27 protein-coding genes and 2 pseudogenes are annotated in these 19,681 nt (G+C 59.4%); 20 read left to right on the top strand and 9 right to left on the bottom strand.

Annotation, left to right across the window (positions count from 1 at the left end; translation table 11 throughout):
* Positions 1-331: 331 nt before the first annotated feature.
* Genes MUU54_RS06800 through arsH form a run of 5 tightly spaced genes read left to right on the top strand, consistent with a single transcriptional unit; the run spans position 332 to position 3,426 of the window.
* A complete protein-coding gene (locus MUU54_RS06800) occupies positions 332-691 on the top strand; it encodes an ArsR/SmtB family transcription factor (protein WP_247243264.1) in 360 nt (119 codons plus the stop codon).
* A gap of 10 nt (positions 692-701) precedes the next feature.
* Positions 702-1,223 (top strand): arsenate reductase ArsC, encoded by a 522-nt coding sequence (locus tag MUU54_RS06795; RefSeq protein ID WP_247243263.1) that lies wholly within the window; start codon positions 702-704, stop codon positions 1,221-1,223.
* A gap of 3 nt (positions 1,224-1,226) precedes the next feature.
* Positions 1,227-2,285, top strand: a complete 1,059-nt coding sequence (arsB, locus tag MUU54_RS06790) for an ACR3 family arsenite efflux transporter (protein ID WP_247243262.1) — start codon at positions 1,227-1,229, stop codon at positions 2,283-2,285.
* Positions 2,286-2,288: 3 nt separating this feature from the next.
* Positions 2,289-2,714 (top strand): arsenate reductase (glutaredoxin), encoded by a 426-nt coding sequence (arsC, locus tag MUU54_RS06785; protein ID WP_247243261.1) that lies wholly within the window; start codon positions 2,289-2,291, stop codon positions 2,712-2,714.
* A complete protein-coding gene (gene arsH, locus MUU54_RS06780; protein ID WP_247243260.1) occupies positions 2,689-3,426 on the top strand; it encodes an arsenical resistance protein ArsH in 738 nt (245 codons plus the stop codon). Before arsC ends, arsH begins: the two co-directional genes overlap by 26 nt.
* 4 nt (positions 3,427-3,430) lie before the next feature.
* Here the strand turns inward: arsH and arsK are convergent, their stop codons facing one another.
* Together arsK and MUU54_RS06770 are read right to left on the bottom strand one after the other, a co-directional pair.
* Positions 3,431-4,648, bottom strand: coding sequence for an arsenite efflux MFS transporter ArsK (gene arsK / locus MUU54_RS06775; RefSeq protein ID WP_281433236.1), 1,218 nt, complete (start codon positions 4,646-4,648; stop codon positions 3,431-3,433).
* An 11-nt stretch (positions 4,649-4,659) separates the two neighbouring features.
* Positions 4,660-4,998, bottom strand: coding sequence for an ArsR/SmtB family transcription factor (locus MUU54_RS06770; protein WP_247243258.1), 339 nt, complete (start codon positions 4,996-4,998; stop codon positions 4,660-4,662).
* 42 nt (positions 4,999-5,040) lie between these two features.
* On the opposite strand from MUU54_RS06770, the gene MUU54_RS06765 reads away from it, so the two are divergent.
* A complete protein-coding gene (locus MUU54_RS06765) occupies positions 5,041-5,556 on the top strand; it encodes a DUF6428 family protein (protein ID WP_247243257.1) in 516 nt (171 codons plus the stop codon).
* A gap of 439 nt (positions 5,557-5,995) precedes the next feature.
* Positions 5,996-6,870 (top strand): annotated as a pseudogene (gene tnpC, locus MUU54_RS06760) (IS66 family transposase); the annotation flags it as partial.
* On the opposite strand, the gene MUU54_RS06755 reads toward tnpC, so the two are convergent.
* Positions 6,851-7,084 carry a DUF6429 family protein gene (locus MUU54_RS06755; protein ID WP_247243256.1) on the bottom strand — a complete coding sequence of 78 codons (234 nt, stop codon included), beginning with the start codon at positions 7,082-7,084 and terminating at the stop codon, positions 6,851-6,853. The pseudogene tnpC and the gene MUU54_RS06755 overlap by 20 nt on opposite strands.
* A gap of 223 nt (positions 7,085-7,307) precedes the next feature.
* Between MUU54_RS06755 and MUU54_RS06750 the strand changes: the two genes are divergently transcribed.
* The gene (locus MUU54_RS06750; RefSeq protein ID WP_247243283.1) at positions 7,308-7,457 is read left to right on the top strand and encodes a hypothetical protein; all 150 of its coding nucleotides are present in this window, start codon (positions 7,308-7,310) and stop codon (positions 7,455-7,457) included.
* A 217-nt stretch (positions 7,458-7,674) separates the two neighbouring features.
* Here the strand turns inward: MUU54_RS06750 and MUU54_RS06745 are convergent, their stop codons facing one another.
* The 4 genes from MUU54_RS06745 to MUU54_RS06730 form a co-directional block, all read right to left on the bottom strand.
* Complete coding sequence (locus MUU54_RS06745) at positions 7,675-8,178, bottom strand: DUF6692 family protein (protein WP_247243255.1); 504 nt, start codon at positions 8,176-8,178, stop codon at positions 7,675-7,677.
* Entirely contained in the window at positions 8,178-8,627 is a 450-nt protein-coding gene (locus tag MUU54_RS06740) for a DUF305 domain-containing protein (protein WP_247243281.1), read from the bottom strand. The genes MUU54_RS06745 and MUU54_RS06740 overlap by 1 nt, the downstream gene beginning before the upstream one ends.
* Positions 8,628-8,650: 23 nt before the next feature.
* Positions 8,651-9,190, bottom strand: a complete 540-nt coding sequence (locus MUU54_RS06735; protein WP_247243254.1) for a c-type cytochrome — start codon at positions 9,188-9,190, stop codon at positions 8,651-8,653.
* A 205-nt stretch (positions 9,191-9,395) separates the two neighbouring features.
* A complete protein-coding gene (locus tag MUU54_RS06730) occupies positions 9,396-9,728 on the bottom strand; it encodes a four-helix bundle copper-binding protein (RefSeq protein WP_247243253.1) in 333 nt (110 codons plus the stop codon).
* On the opposite strand from MUU54_RS06730, the gene MUU54_RS25185 reads away from it, so the two are divergent.
* The 8 genes from MUU54_RS25185 (at position 9,727) to MUU54_RS06685 (ending at position 15,603) form a co-directional block, all read left to right on the top strand.
* Positions 9,727-10,014, top strand: coding sequence for a hypothetical protein (locus MUU54_RS25185; RefSeq protein ID WP_435532477.1), 288 nt, complete (start codon positions 9,727-9,729; stop codon positions 10,012-10,014). The genes MUU54_RS06730 and MUU54_RS25185 overlap by 2 nt on opposite strands.
* 751 nt (positions 10,015-10,765) lie before the next feature.
* Positions 10,766-11,152 (top strand): hypothetical protein, encoded by a 387-nt coding sequence (locus MUU54_RS06715; protein WP_247243250.1) that lies wholly within the window; start codon positions 10,766-10,768, stop codon positions 11,150-11,152.
* Positions 11,153-11,239: 87 nt separating this feature from the next.
* Entirely contained in the window at positions 11,240-11,461 is a 222-nt protein-coding gene (locus MUU54_RS06710) for a hypothetical protein (protein WP_247243249.1), read from the top strand.
* Positions 11,461-12,921 carry a TolC family protein gene (locus tag MUU54_RS06705; RefSeq protein WP_247243280.1) on the top strand — a complete coding sequence of 487 codons (1,461 nt, stop codon included), beginning with the start codon at positions 11,461-11,463 and terminating at the stop codon, positions 12,919-12,921. Before MUU54_RS06710 ends, MUU54_RS06705 begins: the two co-directional genes overlap by 1 nt.
* 12 nt (positions 12,922-12,933) lie before the next feature.
* Positions 12,934-14,292 (top strand): multicopper oxidase family protein, encoded by a 1,359-nt coding sequence (locus tag MUU54_RS06700; RefSeq protein ID WP_247243248.1) that lies wholly within the window; start codon positions 12,934-12,936, stop codon positions 14,290-14,292.
* Between the two features lie 29 nt (positions 14,293-14,321).
* Positions 14,322-14,798, top strand: coding sequence for a cupredoxin domain-containing protein (locus MUU54_RS06695; protein WP_247243247.1), 477 nt, complete (start codon positions 14,322-14,324; stop codon positions 14,796-14,798).
* Between the two features lie 20 nt (positions 14,799-14,818).
* Positions 14,819-15,103: a copper-binding protein gene (locus tag MUU54_RS06690; protein ID WP_247243246.1), complete on the top strand. Its 285-nt coding sequence runs from the start codon at positions 14,819-14,821 to the stop codon at positions 15,101-15,103.
* A gap of 50 nt (positions 15,104-15,153) precedes the next feature.
* Positions 15,154-15,603: a DUF411 domain-containing protein gene (locus MUU54_RS06685; protein ID WP_247243245.1), complete on the top strand. Its 450-nt coding sequence runs from the start codon at positions 15,154-15,156 to the stop codon at positions 15,601-15,603.
* A gap of 59 nt (positions 15,604-15,662) precedes the next feature.
* Here the strand turns inward: MUU54_RS06685 and MUU54_RS06680 are convergent, their stop codons facing one another.
* Positions 15,663-16,046, bottom strand: a complete 384-nt coding sequence (locus MUU54_RS06680; protein WP_247243244.1) for a MerR family transcriptional regulator — start codon at positions 16,044-16,046, stop codon at positions 15,663-15,665.
* A 73-nt stretch (positions 16,047-16,119) separates the two neighbouring features.
* Between MUU54_RS06680 and MUU54_RS06675 the strand changes: the two genes are divergently transcribed.
* The 4 genes and pseudogenes from MUU54_RS06675 to MUU54_RS06660 all read left to right on the top strand — a co-directional run.
* Positions 16,120-16,908: a glutaredoxin family protein gene (locus MUU54_RS06675; protein WP_247243243.1), complete on the top strand. Its 789-nt coding sequence runs from the start codon at positions 16,120-16,122 to the stop codon at positions 16,906-16,908.
* Positions 16,909-17,467: 559 nt separating this feature from the next.
* Complete coding sequence (locus tag MUU54_RS06670) at positions 17,468-17,779, top strand: hypothetical protein (RefSeq protein ID WP_247243242.1); 312 nt, start codon at positions 17,468-17,470, stop codon at positions 17,777-17,779.
* The gene (locus tag MUU54_RS06665) at positions 17,776-18,084 is read left to right on the top strand and encodes a hypothetical protein (RefSeq protein ID WP_247243241.1); all 309 of its coding nucleotides are present in this window, start codon (positions 17,776-17,778) and stop codon (positions 18,082-18,084) included. The genes MUU54_RS06670 and MUU54_RS06665 overlap by 4 nt, the downstream gene beginning before the upstream one ends.
* Positions 18,085-18,569: 485 nt before the next feature.
* A pseudogene (locus tag MUU54_RS06660) lies at positions 18,570-18,908 on the top strand (hypothetical protein); the annotation flags it as partial.
* Between the two features lie 36 nt (positions 18,909-18,944).
* On the opposite strand, the gene MUU54_RS06655 reads toward MUU54_RS06660, so the two are convergent.
* Positions 18,945-19,619: an FCD domain-containing protein gene (locus MUU54_RS06655; RefSeq protein ID WP_247243279.1), complete on the bottom strand. Its 675-nt coding sequence runs from the start codon at positions 19,617-19,619 to the stop codon at positions 18,945-18,947.
* Positions 19,620-19,681 lie beyond the last annotated feature (62 nt).

The raw sequence follows: 19,681 nt of genomic DNA, 5'->3' as shown, positions 1-19,681 counted from the left end.
GTCGCCCGAGCGATAGCCGCAACACCCGATTACGTGCAGTCACGGCATCGCCGAAAGAAGGTTGAGATGCTCTTTGCCCATCTCAAGCGCATTCTTCGGATGGCGCTGCTGAACGAGCTCGGCTCGGGACTTAGGTAGGTTGTTCGGTCAAATGGTCGCGGTGCCTGGGCGGTCGGAGCCGCAATGGTTCTTTCGGCGGCGAAGCTTGCTGCCATCGCACGGTCTCCGACGGCCCGGAGTTACGCACCTCGCCGGCTAAGGTCGATACTGACGCGATGGCGGTGGCGGAGAAGGCTGTTGACCAACTCAAAAAATCCACTATTCTGGATATATGGATGATAAATCAACTATCGCGGCGCTTGCCGCCCTGGCCCAACCAACGCGCCTGCAGACCTTTCGCCTGCTAGTGGCGCATGAACCCGATGGTATTCCCGCCGGCGAACTGGCGCGCCTGATCGGGGTGCCGCAGAACACCATGTCGGCGCATCTCTCAACGCTCTCGCAGGCTGGCCTGGTGACCGGCGAGCGCCATAGCCGCTCGATCATCTACCGCGCAGATCTCGATCGCTTCCGCGCGGTCGCGCTTTACCTGCTCAAGGATTGCTGCGGCGGCAATGCCAGCCTCTGCCAGCCGCTGATCGACGATCTCGCCTGCTGCAGTCCAACACTCCAAACGACCCGCCCCAACTGAGAGACCGGCCATGTCCGACAAGATCTACAACGTCCTCTTCCTCTGCACCGGCAATTCCGCCCGCTCGATCATTGCCGAAGCGATCCTCAACCGGCTCGGCCAAGGAAAGTTCAAGGCCTATTCGGCAGGGTCCCAGCCGAAGGGCGAAGTTCACCCCTACACGCTGCAACTCTTGAAGGGCATGAACTACGACACCAGCTTCGCCCGCTCGAAGAACTGGGACGAGTTCGCTGTACCCGGCGCACCGCAGCTCGATTTCGTCTTCACCGTCTGTGATAACGCCGCCGCCGAAGCCTGTCCGGTCTGGCCCGGCCAGCCGATGACCGCCCATTGGGGCATTCCGGATCCAGCCGCTGTCGAAGGCACGGATTCCGAGAAGCACTTCGCCTTCGCCGATGCCTATCGCATGCTCAATCACCGCATTTCGATCTTCGTCAGTCTGCCGATGACGAGCCTCGACAAACTCTCGCTGCAGAAGCGTCTGCAGGAGATCGGCGCGACCAACGACGCTGCCAATCCCGAGGTTGCCTGACCGATGTCGACATTCGAACGTTACCTGACCCTCTGGGTCGCGCTGGCCATTGCCGCCGGCATAACCCTCGGCTCAGCCTTGCCCGGCCTCTTCCAGGTGATCGGCTCGGCCGAGATCGCCAAGGTCAACCTGCCGGTCGCCGTCTTGATCTGGCTGATGATCATTCCGATGCTGATGAAGATCGATTTCGCCGCCATCCGCGAGGTTGGAACCCATTGGCGGGGCATGAGCGTCACCCTCTTCGCCAACTGGGCCGTGAAGCCTTTCTCCATGGCTGTCCTCGGCTGGATTTTCATCGGCTGGCTGTTTGCGCCCCTGCTGCCGGCTGATCAGATCGACAGCTATATCGCCGGCCTCATCCTGTTGGGTGCTGCGCCCTGCACGGCGATGGTGTTTGTCTGGTCCAACCTCACGCGGGGCGATGCGCCCTTCACCCTCACCCAAGTGGCGCTCAATGACGCCGTCATGGTGTTGGCTTTCGCGCCGATCGTCGCCATCCTGCTCGGCGTTTCCTCGATCATCGTGCCCTGGGATACGCTGCTGATCTCCGTTGCACTCTTCATAGTCGTACCGGTCATCGTCGCCCAGATCCTGCGCCGGGTGCTTGGCAATGGGGACGGTCGCGCGCTTCAGCGCTTCCAGGACAATATTCAGCCGCTCTCGATCGGCGCGCTGCTCTTGACCGTCGTCCTACTCTTTGCCTTCCAGGGCAACCAGATCCTCGCCCAGCCGATCGTGATCGCGATCCTCGCCGTGCCGATCTTCCTCCAGACCGTATTCATCTTTGGCTTCGCCTATCTGGCAAACCGTATGACCGGCGAAGCCCATTGCATTGCAGGCCCCTCCGCCCTGATTGGTGCCTCCAACTTCTTCGAGCTGGCCGTCGCGACTGCCATCAGCCTCTTCGGTTTCAACTCGGGTGCAGCACTCGCCACCGTCGTCGGCGTCCTGATCGAGGTACCGGTGATGCTGGTGCTGGTCGCGATCGTCAACCGCAGCAAGGGCTGGTACGAGGCCGGACAGGCCGTAACCGCCAGATGCACAAAGGAAGCGAAGGCCTGAACCATGACCGTCACCATCTACCACAACCCGGCCTGCGGGACCTCGCGCAATACGCTTGAAATCATCCGTCATGCCGGCATCGAGCCCAACGTCATCGAATATCTTAAGACCCCGCCGAGCAAGCCGGAACTGGCAAAGATGATCGCCGATGCCGGCCTCACCGTCCGCCAGGCGATCCGCGAAAAGGGCACACCCTACGAGGAACTCGGCCTAGTAGATCCCGCCCTTTCGGACGACCAGTTGCTCGATGCCATGGTCGCGACCCCCATCCTGATCAACCGTCCTCTCGTCGTCACCGAATTGGGCACCCGCCTCTGCCGTCCATCCGAAGTGGTCCTCGACATCCTGCCTGCTGACGCCTTCACTTACGCTTTCGTCAAGGAAGACGGCGAAGCCGTGCTCGATGCGGAGGGCAAGCGCATTGTCTGATCACACGAACGATTTGCCCGCCGCTGATCTCGATCACCTGCGCTTGCCGGACCTGGAGGCGCTGCGGCGCCCCTTCTCCACCCACAAGCCGCGGATCCTGATCCTTTATGGCTCGGTCCGGCAGGTCTCTTACAGCCGCCTGCTCGCGCTGGAAGCTAAGCGCCTGCTCGAGCATTTCGGCGCCGAGGTGAAGGTCTTTGATCCCTCCGGCCTGCCGCTGCCCGACGATGCGCCGGTCAGCCATCCGAGGGTTCAGGAACTGCGGGAACTTTCGGCTTGGTCCGAAGGCCAGGTCTGGGTGAGCCCGGAGCGTCACGGCACGCTAACCGGCATCATGAAGGCACAGATCGACTGGATCCCCTTGTCTGTCGGTGCTGTCCGACCGACCCAGGGCAAGACACTCGCCGTCATGCAGGTCTCCGGCGGCTCGCAATCGTTCAACGCGGTCAACGCCATGCGCCTGCTCGGCCGCTGGATGCGGATGATCACCATCCCCAACCAGTCGTCGGTGGCCAAGGCCTATCAGGAATTCGATTCCGACGGCCGCATGAAGCCTTCGTCCTATTACGAGCGCGTCGTCGATGTCTGCGAGGAACTGGTCAAGTTCACGTGGCTCACGCGCGACATCTCGGACTACCTCACCGATCGCTATAGCGAGCGAAGAGAAGCAGCCGCCAAGTTGGAAAAACGGGTTTCGCTCAAGTCGATCTGATGGATCATGCCGTTACAGTGGCGGGTTGCCGGCATGAAACCGCCACTGCGACGAATCCCGCGATGCTGATGGCGCCAAGAACAGCATTTGCGGCGAGCGACATGCTGAGGCCAATGTTCTCCATGGCCGCCGCAAATACGAAGGGCGCACCCGCGCCCACGGCCAAACGAGCGGCTGCCATCTTTCCGGTAATCGCACCATAGCCATCAGATCCGAACAAATAGAGCGGCAGGCTGCCCTGTGCGATGCTGTTGATGCCGGAACCCAATCCCAGACAAATCGCGAATGCGACAGCCCCCGGCGGCCAATCACCCGTGATCAGCAGGATCAGGATGCCGACGACGATCAGGATTGCTGATAAGACGGCAAGCGCCGGCGGCGACAGGCTCTTCCCGAAGACCATGTTGATCAGACGGCTCAGTACCTGTGCGGGACCGAAGAGGGCGCCGATTACAACGGCGGCCGTACCCAACCCGATCGATCCCAGCATGGGCACCATATGTGCAAGAATAGCAGCAAGCGTAAACCCGAGAAGCGCGAACGCGCATGATACGATCACCATGGCCCTGCGTCGAGTATGAGGTAGGATCGCTCCGATGACCGTCTCGCGCGTCCCCAAAGTGTGGTCGGCGGCCTTCTTTCCGACGCTCCGTATCCAGAAGTGCAGCGGCATGCAGAGAATGAGATGCAAAGCCGCAAAGACGAGAAAGATTTCGCGCCACGAGAGGACGTCGAGCAGTGTGGTCGAGATTGGCCAGAAAATCGTCGAAGCGAAGCCGCCGATCAGCGTCAGATAGGTGATGCTCTGTGAAGCGGATTTTGGATCATGTTCCACTAGGGCTGCAAAGGCGGCCTGGTACTGAACCATTCCGGACGACACTTCGAGCAAAATGATAGCAATGGCAAAGATCGCAACCGAGGGCGACCAGGCGCAGAGAGCAAGAGTCAGCGCCGCAAGTGCCGAGCCGACCGACATGATAGTCGCCGCCCCGATCCGGTCCATCTGCTGGCCGATATAGGTGGCCGACAGCCCTCCAATGAAGAGTGACAAGGAGAACACCCCGAATACCTGTGCGAGTGACAGGCCAAGGTCTCCGGCAATACTGGGTGCGAGGATGCTGAAGGAGTAGTAGAGCGTGCCGTAGCCGATGATCTGGGTCAGCCCGAGCGCGGAAACGATTCCCGCGGAGACTCTGCGATTATGCACCGATCGTTTCCTCATAGGCGGCGGCATCAACCGGGGCACAGCAACCCTCCACGCTCCTCCACATTTTTACGGATGATTGGATGACCGGCACAGCAGTCCTCCATCAGGAATTTCACGAGATCGGCCAAGGCCTCATAGCTGGCGCTGTAAATAATCGATCGGGATTCGCGCCGCTGGGAGATCAGGCGTGAGCGCTCTAGTTCCTTGAGATGGAACGAGACGTTCGTCGCCGACACCCCCATCCGTTCTGCGATCACGCCAGCGGCCAAACCTTCCGGGCCCGCGACAACCAGTGCTCGGACGATAGCAAGCCGCCTTTCCTGGGAAAGCGCGGCAAATGAAGAAAGGGCTTGACGTTCATCCATGTTTCAACAATCCTTGAATAATTGAATTGAGGGATATAACACATGGACGCTAACGACAAGAGCACTTCTTCAGACATCAGCCTTGGGCATCTTCTCGATGCACTCGCGGTCAATCCAGACGCACCCCTTATCTTCACTTATGACGGAAATGCCGTTCGGTCCGGCTACCACGTCACCGAAGTCAAAGCGGGACAGTTTTCGGCGCTCGACTGCGGCGCCAATTCCGAGGCCTGGTCGGAGATCTTCGTGCAACTATGGGACATCGACGAGGACGACAAGACCCATATGCCGGCAGGCAAGTTCTCCGCGATCATCCGTAAGGTTTCCGATCACGTCCGGCTCGAGCCGTCGGCCAAGCTCACCTTTGAGGTCAGCGATGGCGCAAGGCCAATGGCGCATTATTGCGCGTCCGCGCCTCGGTTCACCTCCGGCATGTTCGAAGTCGAACTCGCCGCTCGACCGGCAAGCTGCAAGCCGCGTGACCGCTGGCTTGCTGACGAGCAGGCAAAATCATCTTGCTGCGGTCCTTCAGCCACTGGCGTGAAGTGCTGCGCGTAGGCGAGCGGGGGGTTATGCTAAGCTTGCGACGCGGTTTTCCGGAAATACTCGGCTTCAGGGAACCGTTCGGGATAGTCTCCTCCTCGGAACATCGATGATCCAGTCGCGGGCTTTGAACCACCATCATCTGATGTAAGGTGGGGAGCCTGTTTGCCAATAGCCGACGGGACCAATGCTGGCTCCGGCATGGTCGCGGTGACCAAGGTCCGCAGCGCCGTCTCCGTTCCCGATCGGCGCGAGCTGCCGCCGGAAGGCTACCCACGCTTACGCCGAACTCGCCATTATCGCATCTATTCGGTTTGCGGATGATGTAAGGCCGACTCGAATAACCAAATGGAGAGCGCAAACCTGCGCCATCGCATTCGGCCGCAAATGACCGGTTTTGGCCGGCTTCCCGCGAGCTGGGCAGGAACGTCCAAATCAGAATCACCAATGGGGGCGGCTTTTTGGCGACGACACCACCATTCCCATCCAGGCCAAAGACAAATGCGCGACCGGGCGAATATGGACCTACGTGCGCGATGACCGGTCCTACGGCGAAGCAGCAGCGCCGGCGGCCATATACTATGCGTCGAGCGACCACCGCGGCGAGCATCCGCAGAAGCACTTGGCCAGATACGGCGGCATTCTGCAGAGTGATTGCTACAATGGCTTCGAGCCGCTCAGTGTCGCCGAAAAGAAAGCGGTACCGATCACCTTCGCCGTTTGCCATGCGCATGCGCGGCGCAAATTCTTTGAACTGGCCGATATCCAGAAAAATGTCCGCGACCGCAAACGCAAGGGCAAGCCAATCTCGCCGATCGCCCTGGAGGCCGTCCAGCGCTACGACGCGCTGTTTGAGATCGAGCGCGAGATCAATGGATTGAGCGCCAAAGAACGACGGGCCGCGCGGCAGGAAAAGAGCAAGCCGCTGTTCGCTGACATGCACGAGTGGCTGAAACGGGAGCGCGCAACGCTCAGCAAATCGTCCGAGGTGACCGAGCCGATCGATTACATGATGAAGCGATGGGATGGTTTTGCCCGTTTCCTTGAAGATGGCCGGATTTGTCTAACGAACAATGCGGCCGAACGCGCTCTGAGAGGAACTGCACTCGGGCGTCGAAACTGGACCTTCGCCGGCTCCCAGCGTGGGGCCGATCGTGCCGCCATCATGCTCTCCGTCATCACGACTTGCCGCCTCAACGACGTCGACCCAAAGGCGTGGCTCGCCGATGTGTTCGCCCGCATCGCCGATCTTCCCGTCTCCCGCCTGCACGAGCTACTGCCTTGGCAATGGAAGGCCACAAAGGGACGGCTATTGCGGCGGCCGCGTAAACAGCTCCCGAAACAATGCTTCCGAACGCGCCAAGCCTTCATCGGTCAGGATCAATGACTTCGACTTGTTGACCGGGTCGCCGATCAAGCCCTTCTTGTGAAGCCGATCCGTCGTTGCCCAGTCGAAACTCTTCCAGGCCCAACGCTCGTTATGCAGCGTCAACCATAGCAGCGCCAAAACGGCATCGTCGATCTTGTCCTCATCGATCTCCATGAACCGACGTTACCACGCGCGGCGCTCAAAATCCCGCGGCCCTACTCGGATGGGTACGAAAAAAGTGGGACAGCGGCTTTGCTAAGCCATTGATATCTATAGCTTGGGCTATTCGTCCCACTCGGGGTTAAGTTACTGAACCCTCTTCGGATTCGGCAGGCCCTCCAGGCCCACCAAAGATTTAAGTTATTGTTTTCAATGAGTTGATTAGGCCACCTTGGTGATGTGCACGCTAAATGACACCTCCGAAGAAATGGTTGCCGCAAATGCGGCTGGTGTCCCTGTCGCGGCGGGTGTCCTCTACCCCGTGTTCGGCCTGCTGCTCTCGCCGATCATCGCAGCGGCGGCAATGGCACTGCCTCGGTCAGGGTGATCGCCAACTGCCTGAGGTTGAGGAGCGTCAAGATAAGACAGCACGCTTCCATCGAGGGCTGCCTCCCGGACCGTGATCCTGGTGTTCTTAAGTCGTCGAGACGCTGCATCAGCATGGTGTGCGACATGAAAGCGAGGGCGGGAACAAGAGGAAACCTCTGCTCCGGCCTTCAGCCGTCGATGGGCAACTTCCTGGCCTTAATCGGCCCTGCGTCGAGTTAGCCTGCGCATTGGAAGTAACCTTTGTACCCAACGCGGAGGGTGTCGTCGACTGTGAACGACATTGCGGCGTCCACTTTCCCTTCGGGGTCCCCACCAGGGACGGAGAGACTAACGACGACGGGGCCGGACCCGAAGACGAGGTTGCCGTCCCCACCCGATGGCCGCAGTTCCACGAGATGTCCATTCACCTTCACAACAGCCGTTGTCGCTGAATTATCCGGTGTCCCATTGAGGGCGAAGACAGGCTTCCCGGCGCTCGTGTACCTGAACGTGCACTTGGTAGGCTGGCCGAGCACCTTTGCCATCTCTGCGTCCACCATGGTCGCCGGATCGAGCGTCGGAATATCAGCGCCAGCTATGGCCTCCTCTCCCGGTACGACCCGCGCAACTTCTTCGGCGCGTGGGGGATCGATGATGTCGTCGGCTGCTTCCTGTTCGCCACATCCCGAAAGGAGACTGGCCGAGGTAAGGAGCAGCAGTGAAAGGAGGGAGTTCTTCATCAGTCGCGCTCCTCCAGGTCCTCGATCAGATACTTCATCTCTGCGATCTCCCGCTCCTGGGCCTCGATGATCTCGTCGGCCAGCTTTCGAACGCGAGGATCGGAAATCTGAGCGCGTTCGCTTGTCATGATGGCGATAGAGTGATGAGGTATCATCGCGCTCATGTATTCGCTGTCGTCGACGGTTGCCTGGCTACGGACGAGCCACAGCGACAAGGCGAAGACCGCGACGGACCCGCCAAAGATGGCCATGTTGAGCATCTTCTTCTTGTACATGCCGAGCATGAAGGCGAGCATGATGACCGCCATTGTCGATCCCATGACCAGGGCCATCCAGGCACGCGTCTCGCTCCAGAAGACGTGTTCCAGTGCATAGGTGTTCAGATACATCACGCCGTACATCACGACGGTCGACGTCGCGATCATGGCAGCGAAGCGCCAGTAAGACATTCCCATCACGCCTCCTCCTGCAGTTACCGTTGGACGGCAGGCGCGTTCGCGCTGGTCCCGGTCCCTGACGTCGATTGCTCATACTCCTGCGGCGTCATCGCTGGCAGCCGCTTTACGAAGGCGACGATGTTCCAGATGTCTTCGTCGCTATGGCTGGGGCCGAAGGCTGGCATGCCGGTCATCTTCGCTCCGTGCTTGACCAGCCAGAACACCTCCGACGGCTGCCACTCTGCGGCGGCCTCCGTTAGATGGGGTGGCAGCGGCCGCATGCCTTCAGCCCAGGACGCACGCTCCCAGCCAGGGGCCGAATGGCAGTGCTGGCACATTTCCTTGTAGGGAGCTGCACCCGCAGCAGCCATCTCTGGAGTTAGTTCTTCAGGTGCGGAAACACTTGCGCCGCCGCCTTCTACAGACTGATGGAAGGTGGTATCGAAGACCCATCTCGTAAACGAGCCATGTTCCTCGGTGGCTGCGATATTGTAGCCACCGAGATAGACGTAGGCGACGGTGCCAAGGAACAGCGCCACGAGTGTCGCTCCTATTCCGCCGAGGAATGCCAACATTCCTGTTTTCTTGTTCTTTTGCATGTCTTCCACCCTTTGGTCCGCGTTGAGCCAAGACCTCTCTGGAGAAAAGATTGCCGAACCGGTGCGCCGGAGATGAGGACAGCCAATGCTGTGACGGAGCCTTGGGCCTCCACATCTTCAGCAAGTCCAGCGAGAGTGTACGGAACGAGGGCGCTCCTTCCGCACACGTGGTCCAAAGGCGCTACCGCGCCATACGCTCGCAACTATCGGCACACTTGCGGCAGGCGTCGACGCAAGGCTGCATGTCGCCGATGCGCTCGCAGTCATCGGCACATTGGCGGCATATCTCCGCACATTCGCGGCAGATGTGTTTGTGGTGTTCGGTGCCGATCAGCATGAAATGTGCCGAGGTGCGGCAAACTTCGGCGCAGGCCATCATCAGCCTGAAGTACTTCGGCTCCGTGTGCTCGCCACCCATTTCCAGGCAGTGGCTCATGGCCATCGACAGGCATTCGCTGTAGCAGCCGAGACAGTCGTCGATGCACTGCTTCATGTCGGGAGAGATATGGTGCATGATGTTACTCCTTCACTTCCTTGTCGACCCACTCAGTCAGTCGCTCGACTTCTTTCGTCTGATCGTCGATGACCTTCTGCGCGGTGGTCTTGGCCTCTTCATTTTCGCCGTGCTCCAACTCGACCTTCGCCATGTCGATTGCACCGAGATGATGCGCGATCAGGCCGCAGATGAAGGAGACGTCGGCATGTCCTTCATCATTCCCTGCATCATCTGCTGGTTCATCGACATCATGGCCTCCATAGAGGCTCTCTGGCAGTCGGTGACGTCAGCCATAGGGCCCTGACCTGTGGCTGCACCTTGTCCGCCCGTCGGCATCTTCCCGCCCATAGGCATGCCTGACATGGAGATGTCGCCTGTGCATTTCTGAGGGAATGTCTGTGCAGCGGCGGTGTTAACGAACGCTAGCATGGCGGCAGAGGCCGCGAGCGCGGCTGCTGCGCCTTTGACGTACGTGTACATGTTGAACTCCTGTTGCGATGAGATTTGGAACTCAAACAACAGAAGGTCTTGGAGGAGGATCAATGCTAGCCAGAAGCAGAAGGGGCCGCTCGGCGCTGACTGGCACGTGCAGCACGCCGACTGACACCGCAGGCGGGGCGGAGACTAGCGCCTCAGGAAGGATCGGACAGCAGTGCATCTGGGCACAACACGTTCTGGCACCTTGCGCATCCAGACCATCACGCTGGCTGTCCAATGCCTGGTGATTCGCCTGTACCTCCGGGCAATGGTGGCTCGGTGCAGCGAAGGCAGGAGCCGTAGCGAGTAGGCCGATGATAAGCAGCCCCGCTGCCATCACCGATAATCCTGCCTTCAAAAAGTCCGATAGGGACATCCTTCGGTCTCCGCGCTCGTTGGCTGGAAACACCGGAGCAAAAGAGAAGTTCCAGCCGCAATAGCCTACGCGGTCGTCCCTGCGGCAAACCTTCCCATGAGCTAGATGTTCTAGTGCCACACAAAGGACGAGATGTCCGTGCTGTAGAGGCTGGTCGATTGACAACCGTTAAGCCGACGGCGATTCTTCGGGCATGAGTGGGATGTTGAGAATCACATCGGTGGTAATGATGCTGATCTTCAGGCTGGCGGTCGTGCTGTCGCTGGCTGGCTACAGCATGTCGGCTGCCAATGCAGCTATGCATCCCGCTATGCCTGACTCCGCTTCCTTCGTTGAAAATAGTCATTCGGCTCATGGCGCTCATGCCCACTCCAAAATGACCGTCGAAGCGCATCATTCCGATCATGCCACTGCAACCGATGTCGACACTGGGAACAACGGCTGCTGCCAAGACTACTGCGGCGTGTTCGCAATCGATGCTCCCATGCCGAAACTCGTCCACCCGGTGGCCGCGTCCATCAAGGGCTTCATGAACGATCTCCGAGCGTTCGGCGAGTCTCCGGCTCTTCACCGTCCACCTAACATCTGAGAACCGACACCCGTCTCGCGGGTCTTGTTGTGCCTGAGCGTCGGCGAGCGCCTGGCACTATCGTGACTGTATTCTCGGATATTCCCTATGAAACTGATGTTTCTGTTGGTGGGGATTACGCTCATTGTGAGCGGATGCACCTCCACCCTGCCTGAAGTTGTGGCCTCCAATGGCCATCCTGACTCTGTGCTCGACGTCCGGCCGGTTCGCTATCAGAGCCCGATAGGAGCATACACGCATCGCACTCCCGTCGATCCGAAACCCTGGCGTGGTCTCAACGACGCGCAAGCCCCAAAAGGGGGAGCATGATGCTCGGCAGGAAGATCAAAGTTCTCTCTGTGCTGGCATTGCCGCTCATAGCGGCGGGCTGCGTCTCTACGGACTATGCCGCCAAGGATGCCGGATTCCTGAACGTTTCCCTTAGGGCTGGAACGGCGACAGGCAAACAGACGGTATGGGTGCAGAACCAGCAGCACGCCCAGGTGGTCCGTGACCGCGTCAAGACGCTGATGGCGAGGAATACGGTTGACGCCGAGACTGCTGTGCAAGTGGCACTGCTGAACAACAAGGGCCTTCAGGCGGCCTATGCCGATCTCGGTGACAGTGCAGCAGATGCCTGGCAGACGCAGCTTTCGGTTCTGCCGAAGTTTTCGGTTGGCGTCTCCGGTATCGGCACATCCGGGCTTGAAGCCTACAGGGTGCTGGAAGGTGCCATCGCGGCGAACATCCTGTCGGTGGTGACCTATGACAGGAACATGAAGATCGCCACGACACGGTTCCGGCAGGCACAGCTCAATGCGGCGCTCGCAACCATCTCGCTTGCCGCCGATACCCGCCGGGCCTGGATCAACGCGGTCGCGGCATGGGAGAATGTCGCCTACCTCAACCGTGCGCGCGCTGCGGCGGAGGCTGCATCCGATCTAACCCAGAAACTGGGTGAAGCGGGGTCGATGCCCAAGGGAGAGCAGGCCCGCGAACATGTGTTCTATGCCGAACTGACCGGGGAAACCGCGAAGGCAAGATTGGCTGCTCGGCTGGCGAAGGAAGAGCTGATCCGGCTGATGGGGCTTTCGGGCTCGGATATCGAGTTCCAGATACCGAACCAGCTCCCGTCATTGCCTGGGGCCCTGATCAAACGCGACAACATCGAGGCCGAAGCGATCCACAAGCGCATCGATCTCCAGATCGCCCGGCTGGAGCTTCAGGCGACGGCGCAGTCCTACAAGCTGGAGGACGCAACCCGGATCGTCACCGACATCGAACTGGTGAGCATGGTGGAGAAGGAGCGCGAACGGGAAGATCATGGCATCGTCTCCGAAGTGTCGCGGACGGCTTCGCTTGAGTTCACAATCCCGATCTTCGACTCCGGTCAGGCACGCCTTCGAAAAGGTGAGCTTGCCTATATGCGGGCGGCGAACCTTCTGGCCGAAAAAGCGGTCATCGTCCGCTCGGAGGCGAGGTCCGCCTACCAGGCGTACCGTTCGAACTACGACATCGCGCGCCATTACCGGAACAACGTTCTGCCCTTGCGCAAGGCGGTCGAGGAGCAGTCGCTGCTCACCTACAACGGCATGCTCACAAGCACATTCGAGCTGATCTCGGACAGCCGGGACAGCATCAATTCAGCCCTCCTCGCAGTCAACGCAAAGAGAGACTTCTGGCTTGCCGAAGCGAACCTCGCCCCAGCCATCTACGGCGGCAGCGCACGTGCGGCTACCGGCGAGGCCGAAGTCGCCTCAGCGGAAGCGGCCGAGAGCGGCGGGCACTAAAAGGATACGATCATGTTCAGCAGAAGACAGTTGCTGGGAGCAGGTGCGGCAGGTGCCGCATTGGTTTCCTCGCAGGCATGGGGCCAGACTTCTAACACGGGCCTGCCGGAGGCGGCGCTGATGGATACGGCCGCCACCCAGACGCCGCTCAAGCCCACCACCGGTCCCGACTACAATCCGGTGGTCACCCTGAACGGATGGACCCTGCCGTTCCGGATGAACAATGGCGTCAAGGAGTTCCACCTGGTGGCCGAACCGGTGGAACGGGAGATGGCGGAAGGCATGACGGCCTATCTCTGGGGGTACAACGGACAATCGCCGGGGCCGACGATTGAAGCTGTCGAGGGTGACCGGGTGCGCATCTTTGTGACAAACAAGCTTGCGGAGCACACGACGATCCATTGGCATGGGATGATCCTGCCCTCGGGCATGGACGGTGTCGGCGGTCTTTCGCAGCCTCACATCCCCGTCGGCAAGACCTTCGTCTACGAGTTCGACCTCGTAAAGTCCGGCACCTTCATGTACCACCCGCATTCGGACGAAATGGTCCAGATGGCGATGGGCATGATGGGCTTCTTCGTCGTCCATCCCAAGGACCCGACCTTCATGCCGGTCGACCGCGACTTCGTCTTCCTCCTGAACGCGTTCGACATCGAGCCGGGCTCCTATGTCCCCCGCATCATGGAAATGACGGACTTCAACCTCTGGGCCTGGAACAGCCGGGTGTTTCCGGGCATCGATCCGCTGGTGGTCTCGAAGAACGACAGGGTTCGGGTCCGGGTCGGCAATCTGACGATGACCAACCATCCCGTCCACATGCACGGCTACGACTTCGAGGTCACCTGCACCGATGGAGGCTGGGTACGTCCGGAAGCGCGCTGGCCGGAGGTCAGCATCGACATCCCGGTGGGCGCGATGCGCGCCTACGAGTTCGACGCCAAGTACGTCGGTGACTGGGCGATCCATTGCCACAAGTCACACCACACCATGAATGCCATGGGACATGACATCCCGACCTTTATTGGCGTCGACAAGAAGCAGGTGGCCAGCAAAATCCGCCGCTTCCAGCCGGAATACATGCCCATGGGGACCGCCGGGATGGCGGACATGGGGGAGATGTCCATGGAGATACCCGAAAATACGGTGCCCATGATGACCGGGTGGGGCCCGCATGGCCCCATCGAGATGGGCGGCATGTTCTCGGTCGTAAAGGTCCGGGAGGGAATCTCCGCTGGCGATTACAGCGATCCCGGCTGGTACGAAAACCCGCCCGGCACCCAGGCATGGGAATGGACTGGAAGCCTACCGGATGCACCCAAGGCTGCCGACGCGAAGACAACGATCACCCCGAGCCATTCGGAACACCACTGATCGAAACTCACCTAAGGAAGGATAAGCCTATGAAAACTGCATTGACCGGCCTGCTTCTGGCAACGCTCGTAACTCCCGCCATCGCCGCCGGAAACCACGCCGGAGGTCATGGCGAGATGGCGGTGGGCGAGCCGGGCCAGAAGTCCAAGGTCACCCAGACAATCCGTGTCAGTATGAAGGAGACCGATGACGGCGGGATGATCTTCACGCCCGATAACTTCAAGGTCCGCAAGGGCCAGACGATCCGGTTCGCCGTGAAGAACGATGGCGAAGTAGACCACGAGTTCGTTCTCGACCAGGAGGACAAGGTCATGGAGCACAAGGCTCTCATGGAGAAGTTCCCAGAGATGGAACATGACGACCCGAATGCTATCCGGCTCGCACCCGGCGAATCCGGCGAGATCGTCTGGAAGTTCACGAATGACGGCATCTTCAAGGTCGCCTGCCTCGTGCCCGGCCACTACGACGCCGGAATGCACGGCGACGTCACCGTCGCCAAGAAGTAAGCAACGAAAGGAGCACCACCATGAAAGCCATACTTAACGTCGCGCTTGCCGCCACCTTGACCTTGGGTGCTGCCATCGGGGCCTTCGCCCAGGAGTTCACCAAGGGCACGGTCAAGAAGGTGGACGCCAAGGCGAAGAAGGTGACCCTGATCCACGAAGAGCTGAAGAACCTCGACATGCCCGCGATGACCATGGTCTTCTACGTTCAGGACGAGGCAATGCTGGAGAAGATGAAGCAGGGTTCGAGCGTCGAATTCGTTGCCGACCGCGTCAACGGCAAGCTGACTGTCACGCAGGTGAAGTGAACTCATGGCCGCCCCGGTGAGGGGCGGCCATGATCCCAAAGGAGTTCGACATGAAACGCAGAACATTCATATGCCTGGTCGTATCGGCAGCAGCCGCTCCGGGCATGGTCCTAGCGGCAGCACCAAAGATGACGGTTCACAAGGACCCCAACTGCGGGTGCTGCGCAGCATGGGCTTCGGCCTTCACCAAGGCCGGATACGAGGTTAGTACCTTGAATGAAGCCGACATGGACGCCGTGAAGAAAGGTCTCGAAGTCCCTTCTGATCTGTGGGGCTGCCATACGGCAGAGATCGAAGGCTACTACCTTGAAGGACATGTCCCGCTGGAAGCTGCGGAGAAGCTTCTTCGCGAGCGTCCGCCCCTTGCGGGTCTAGCCGTCGCTGGCATGCCATCTGGCTCACTCGGCATGGGGGATGACCCAGGGGCTACATATGATGTGATGGCGGTGCCACGCGATGGCGCGAAGCCGTATGTCTACCTCGCGGTCAGGCCCAGCTAGCGCTTTAGGTTCTGTGAGGGCACAGCTCGATCCTGAACTGAACGATGGCTGGTGTCAAACTACAGCCCGAATGACGCCAGGATCGGGCAAGGCCCCTTCTTGCCCGAGGCGCATTCGCCGATCAGCCGTTCCAGCGCTGCACGCGCCCTGTTCAGCTCAGCAATCCGTTCATCCAGGGAGGCGAGACGTCTCTTGGCAGCCGCGCGTGCACGCTCCCTGTCATCCCCCGCATCCAGATCGAGAAGCTCCTTGATCTCCTCCAGCGCGAACCCCGCCGACTGCGCCTGCTTGATGAACAGGAGCCGCCGGACATCTTCGCTTCCATAGCGTCTTCCGCCTTCCAGGCGCTTCGGCGTCTTCAGAAGGCCCTTGCGCTGGTAAAACCGGATGGTTTCTACCCCGACGTTCCCTGCGGCCGCGAATTTTCCGATTGTCATATCCATGGGCTTGACTCCGTACCATGGTACGGAACCTATGGTCTTGCCAACGGTTTCACAAGACAAAGGAGATGTGAAAATGTTGGAGAGAACCGACCCATCGCTGCTGGAGAAGAAGGCCATCCTGTACCGGATGGTCATGGCCCAACATACCTGTCCTTATGGACTGAAGGCCAAGGACCTGCTCCGCCGCTCTGGTTATGAGGTCGAGGACCACCACCTGACCACCCGCGAGGAAACGGATGCCTTCAAGGCGGAACATGGCGTCTCGACCACGCCCCAGGTGTTTGTCGGCGGCAACCGGATTGGGGGCTACGATGACCTACGCAGGTTCCTCGGCAAGCCTGTATCTGATCCCAAGGCGACCACCTATCGGCCTGTCATCGTTCTGTTTACCCTGACGGCCCTGATGGCTGTGGCCGCGAGCTACTCGGTCGTGGGCGACCCCTTCACGCTGCGTGCAGCGGAATGGTTCATCGCCTTCTCCATGGTCGTCCTGGCAATGCTGAAGCTCCAGAACGTCGAGAGCTTCGCCACCATGTTCCTGAACTACGACCTCCTGGCGAAGCGCTGGGTACCCTACAGCTACATCTATCCCTACGCGGAAGGGCTGGCGGGAGTCCTGATGGTGGCGGGGGTGGCGACCTGGCTGTCGGTCCCAATTGCGCTCTTCATCGGCACCATTGGAGCCGTCTCGGTCTTCAAGGCTGTCTACATCGACCGACGGGAGCTCAAATGCGCCTGCGTCGGCGGATCGAGCAACGTACCCCTGGGCTTCATCTCACTGACCGAAAACCTGATGATGATCGCCATGGCGATCTGGATGGCGCTCGCTTCTACGGGGCTCGCGCCTGGTCATGCGATGTAACGGCGGCGCAAGAGCCTTTCAATAGGGTGTCTGATGCTGAAAAGCCTCAGACGCCTTGGCTTATGGCCATGCTGGCCGGCCCTAAGCCTCAAGAGCGTCCAAGAATCTCAAGATGGCCAGCATTGCTGCAGAAAATGCGGCTGGTTCCTGCCCAGTAGCCGTGCAGCGCCGGATTGCGTCGAACCTACCGATAGGTACCCCTGTTCCATAAAGCAGGAGTCGGGAAATGAGATTCAGCTCGAACCATGACCACGAACACGCCCATGGTCATCCTCATTCCCTTGGCAGCACACCCTCTCATTTTGGGGGCAAGATACCGTCAGGTGCCCGTCGGGCAAGTATAGTTTCGGGAAGGTCGGCGACGTTTCTTGCAGTGATTGTATGATCTGCATCATGCACTTGCCTTAAAGCCGAGGGCACCGAATTGATGAGTAGAGCCTATGTATTCTTCTCTGCGGTTGCGGGTTCGAGTCCTTCAGCAGTCAACTTCCTGTTGACGACCTCAGAACAGGCGTCACCAACCTAGAACATATTCCTAGATTGGTGAGGGGCTCTTTGGATGGCTGCTTTTAAGGGCGTGATCTATGTCATCGGTAGTTTTGAAGATTTGAAGTACGTGAAGATTGAATTGTCCCGCCAGATTACCAACAAGGGCAGGTTGAACCAGCTACAGACTGGCAATCATTCAATCTGCATGCATGGGCCGAGTATCATGGGACCCGTGGCTGTATCAGGAGTGCGAGAGAAACATTCACAAAGCGCTGTCCGAGTTCAAGTTCCGCGAAGAATGCACAGCCTTCATCCTGAGCAAGCGATGAGCTTAGTCGCTGGTTTGGTTGATGAATATGACTCGATAAGGATTGCAGCTTGATCGCCGACAGCGCGCCTTGGAAAGATGAACTGCTGAAGGACGCGGATCTGATCGAGCGGTGGGCTGCGAAGGCGCGTCCAAGCGAACGCGGCTCCATCCTTATCGAGAGAAAGGTGTTCGTCTCGGCTTTCGCGATGCGGAAACTCATCGAGTGCGAGAAGGTCTCAAGTGATGTTGAGGGGCGCAGTCTACACCGAAAGGTTCGACTTGCTGCTCGGTCAGAAGCTGGACTGGTGGAAGCGCCACACGTTCTGAGAAGCGCTCGAAGTGGAGGCTCCCTCGACCTGCTCATTAAACGTCGGTGATCTGCTCGACATTATTGTCCACAGTAAGGTCTTCTCTGAGAGCGTCTACGCTGAGGGCGACCTTCGGGTCAGCGGCTTCTTTGTCACGTCAGATCGCAAGGACAAACACCTGTGGCTTGTTCCGCTGACCGCCTACACTGACTTGATGCGGCGCATCGGCAACGACTAACCCCGAGTTCAGGATCGTCTTTGACGGTGAGGGCAAGCACTTCTCCTGGCGAGGGTATGGGAGCCGCCTGTTCATATCGCCAAAAAGATGAGAATCAACTCCGCGCCGAAGGAGGGCGCTGAATTAGAATAAGATTCATTCAAAGCGGGGGTATCCTAGCGGGTATCCGAGTTGACCAGGGGTAGAAATATCAACGATTTCAATGGTTTCCCCTGGAGCCACCAAAGATTTAGATCATTGATTTTCAACAGTTTGATTGGGCCGTCATGGCGACGTGCACGCTGAACAACTCTTCCGGAGAAGCCGTCAGGCACTTTACTCAGATCGGCTATCCGAAGCGGGCAAGAGCCATCTGTCGGAAGGATGGGTGACAGCTAAGACAACGCACTCGCAGAAACGATCAGCTGCCTCTACGAAGCCGAGGTCAGCCATCCAATTAGCCGTAGCGTACGCCGAAGCGGTTGAGTTCGCTACTCTGGAATGGGCTGACTGGTTCAATAACCGACGAATTCTGCAGCCCATCGGCAACATACTGCCAGCCGAAGCCGAGCAGCAGTATTACGCCATGCTGGACGCGTCAGCCAGGCAGCAAAACTTAAACGAGGTGACCTCGCGGTCGGCTTACCCCGCCTCATGCTTCGTTACCGCTGGGTAGGTTGTGTCACGTTGGCGGGGAAGCAAGCGGTAGCGCCTACGATCGTGGCTCCGCCGCTCCGAGCGTGGAGCGGAATCGAATTTTCGAGCGCTCGACGTGACGGAAAAATGCCTCCTGCGCGCGTTCGCGGTTACCCGAGGCGAGCGCATCAACCATCTCGCGGTGCTCGCGGTTCGAAACAGAGAGACCCCCCGCCTGGACGAGGCCGCGTGCACGCGCCAGGTGCAACTTGTTGACGAACCCCTTATATTCCTTGACTAACGTTTTGTTGCCGGTCGAGGTGACGAGATAGTCGTGGAACGCCAGGTTGACGGGATAGTAGTCGTCGAAGTTCTTGTTCGCTGCGATCTCGTCCATCTGGTCGAGGAAAGCATTGAGCTTGGCCAGCATCTGATCGTTGACAAGATCTGCAAGCAGGCGTCCGGCAAGGCCGAAGATCGCCGCGCGGACGTCGTAGATTTCCAGCGCCTCCGTTGGCGAAACCGAGCGTACGAAGACGCCGCGGTTGCGGATGCTTTCGACGAGGCCCTTGGCCTGGAGGCTCCGCGTTGCCTCCCGCAACGGCCCGCGACTGGTGCCGAAGCGGGTCGAAAGCTGGATTTCGTTCAGCCGTTCTCCCGGCTTCAACTCGCCCGTCAGGATCAGATGCTCTAACTCGCGCTCGATTACGCCCGTCAGCGACGAGGTTCTCAGCACCGTCAGATCGTTCATTTCCACTTTCGGTTCCCGAGGATACATGTCGCGTTCCATTGCACCGGTTGCCATTGTAGGCA

Source organism: Pseudorhizobium tarimense, from assembly GCF_022968135.1.
In the GTDB taxonomy this organism is placed as follows: Bacteria; Pseudomonadota; Alphaproteobacteria; order Rhizobiales; family Rhizobiaceae; genus Neorhizobium; species Neorhizobium tarimense.
Note: the sequence above shows the minus strand (reverse complement) of the source record. Positions and strands in the feature narration are given on the sequence as shown.

Bases quoted from the DNA above. Each gene is read 5' to 3' on its own strand.
- MUU54_RS06735 (WP_247243254.1), bottom strand. From the start codon at position 9,190: ATGTTGGCATTCCTCGGCGGAATAGGAGCGACACTCGTGGCGCTGTTC.
- MUU54_RS06710 (WP_247243249.1), top strand. From the start codon at position 11,240: ATGAAACTGATGTTTCTGTTGGTGGGGATTACGCTCATTGTGAGCGGA.
- arsH (WP_247243260.1), top strand. From the start codon at position 2,689: ATGCGGAGGGCAAGCGCATTGTCTGATCACACGAACGATTTGCCCGCC.
- MUU54_RS06740 (WP_247243281.1), bottom strand. From the start codon at position 8,627: ATGTCTTACTGGCGCTTCGCTGCCATGATCGCGACGTCGACCGTCGTG.
- MUU54_RS06795 (WP_247243263.1), top strand. From the start codon at position 702: ATGTCCGACAAGATCTACAACGTCCTCTTCCTCTGCACCGGCAATTCC.
- MUU54_RS06680 (WP_247243244.1), bottom strand. From the start codon at position 16,046: ATGGATATGACAATCGGAAAATTCGCGGCCGCAGGGAACGTCGGGGTA.
- MUU54_RS06675 (WP_247243243.1), top strand. From the start codon at position 16,120: ATGTTGGAGAGAACCGACCCATCGCTGCTGGAGAAGAAGGCCATCCTG.
- MUU54_RS06765 (WP_247243257.1), top strand. From the start codon at position 5,041: ATGGACGCTAACGACAAGAGCACTTCTTCAGACATCAGCCTTGGGCAT.
- MUU54_RS06705 (WP_247243280.1), top strand. From the start codon at position 11,461: ATGCTCGGCAGGAAGATCAAAGTTCTCTCTGTGCTGGCATTGCCGCTC.
- MUU54_RS06690 (WP_247243246.1), top strand. From the start codon at position 14,819: ATGAAAGCCATACTTAACGTCGCGCTTGCCGCCACCTTGACCTTGGGT.
- MUU54_RS06770 (WP_247243258.1), bottom strand. From the start codon at position 4,998: ATGGATGAACGTCAAGCCCTTTCTTCATTTGCCGCGCTTTCCCAGGAA.
- arsB (WP_247243262.1), top strand. From the start codon at position 1,227: ATGTCGACATTCGAACGTTACCTGACCCTCTGGGTCGCGCTGGCCATT.
- MUU54_RS06750 (WP_247243283.1), top strand. From the start codon at position 7,308: ATGTGCACGCTAAATGACACCTCCGAAGAAATGGTTGCCGCAAATGCG.
- arsK (WP_281433236.1), bottom strand. From the start codon at position 4,648: ATGAGGAAACGATCGGTGCATAATCGCAGAGTCTCCGCGGGAATCGTT.
- arsC (WP_247243261.1), top strand. From the start codon at position 2,289: ATGACCGTCACCATCTACCACAACCCGGCCTGCGGGACCTCGCGCAAT.
- MUU54_RS06745 (WP_247243255.1), bottom strand. From the start codon at position 8,178: ATGAAGAACTCCCTCCTTTCACTGCTGCTCCTTACCTCGGCCAGTCTC.
- MUU54_RS06700 (WP_247243248.1), top strand. From the start codon at position 12,934: ATGTTCAGCAGAAGACAGTTGCTGGGAGCAGGTGCGGCAGGTGCCGCA.
- MUU54_RS06670 (WP_247243242.1), top strand. From the start codon at position 17,468: ATGGCTGCTTTTAAGGGCGTGATCTATGTCATCGGTAGTTTTGAAGAT.
- MUU54_RS06715 (WP_247243250.1), top strand. From the start codon at position 10,766: ATGTTGAGAATCACATCGGTGGTAATGATGCTGATCTTCAGGCTGGCG.
- MUU54_RS06685 (WP_247243245.1), top strand. From the start codon at position 15,154: ATGAAACGCAGAACATTCATATGCCTGGTCGTATCGGCAGCAGCCGCT.
- MUU54_RS06800 (WP_247243264.1), top strand. From the start codon at position 332: ATGGATGATAAATCAACTATCGCGGCGCTTGCCGCCCTGGCCCAACCA.
- MUU54_RS06655 (WP_247243279.1), bottom strand. From the start codon at position 19,619: ATGAACGATCTGACGGTGCTGAGAACCTCGTCGCTGACGGGCGTAATC.
- MUU54_RS06755 (WP_247243256.1), bottom strand. From the start codon at position 7,084: ATGGAGATCGATGAGGACAAGATCGACGATGCCGTTTTGGCGCTGCTA.
- MUU54_RS25185 (WP_435532477.1), top strand. From the start codon at position 9,727: ATGATGTTACTCCTTCACTTCCTTGTCGACCCACTCAGTCAGTCGCTC.
- MUU54_RS06695 (WP_247243247.1), top strand. From the start codon at position 14,322: ATGAAAACTGCATTGACCGGCCTGCTTCTGGCAACGCTCGTAACTCCC.
- MUU54_RS06730 (WP_247243253.1), bottom strand. From the start codon at position 9,728: ATGCACCATATCTCTCCCGACATGAAGCAGTGCATCGACGACTGTCTC.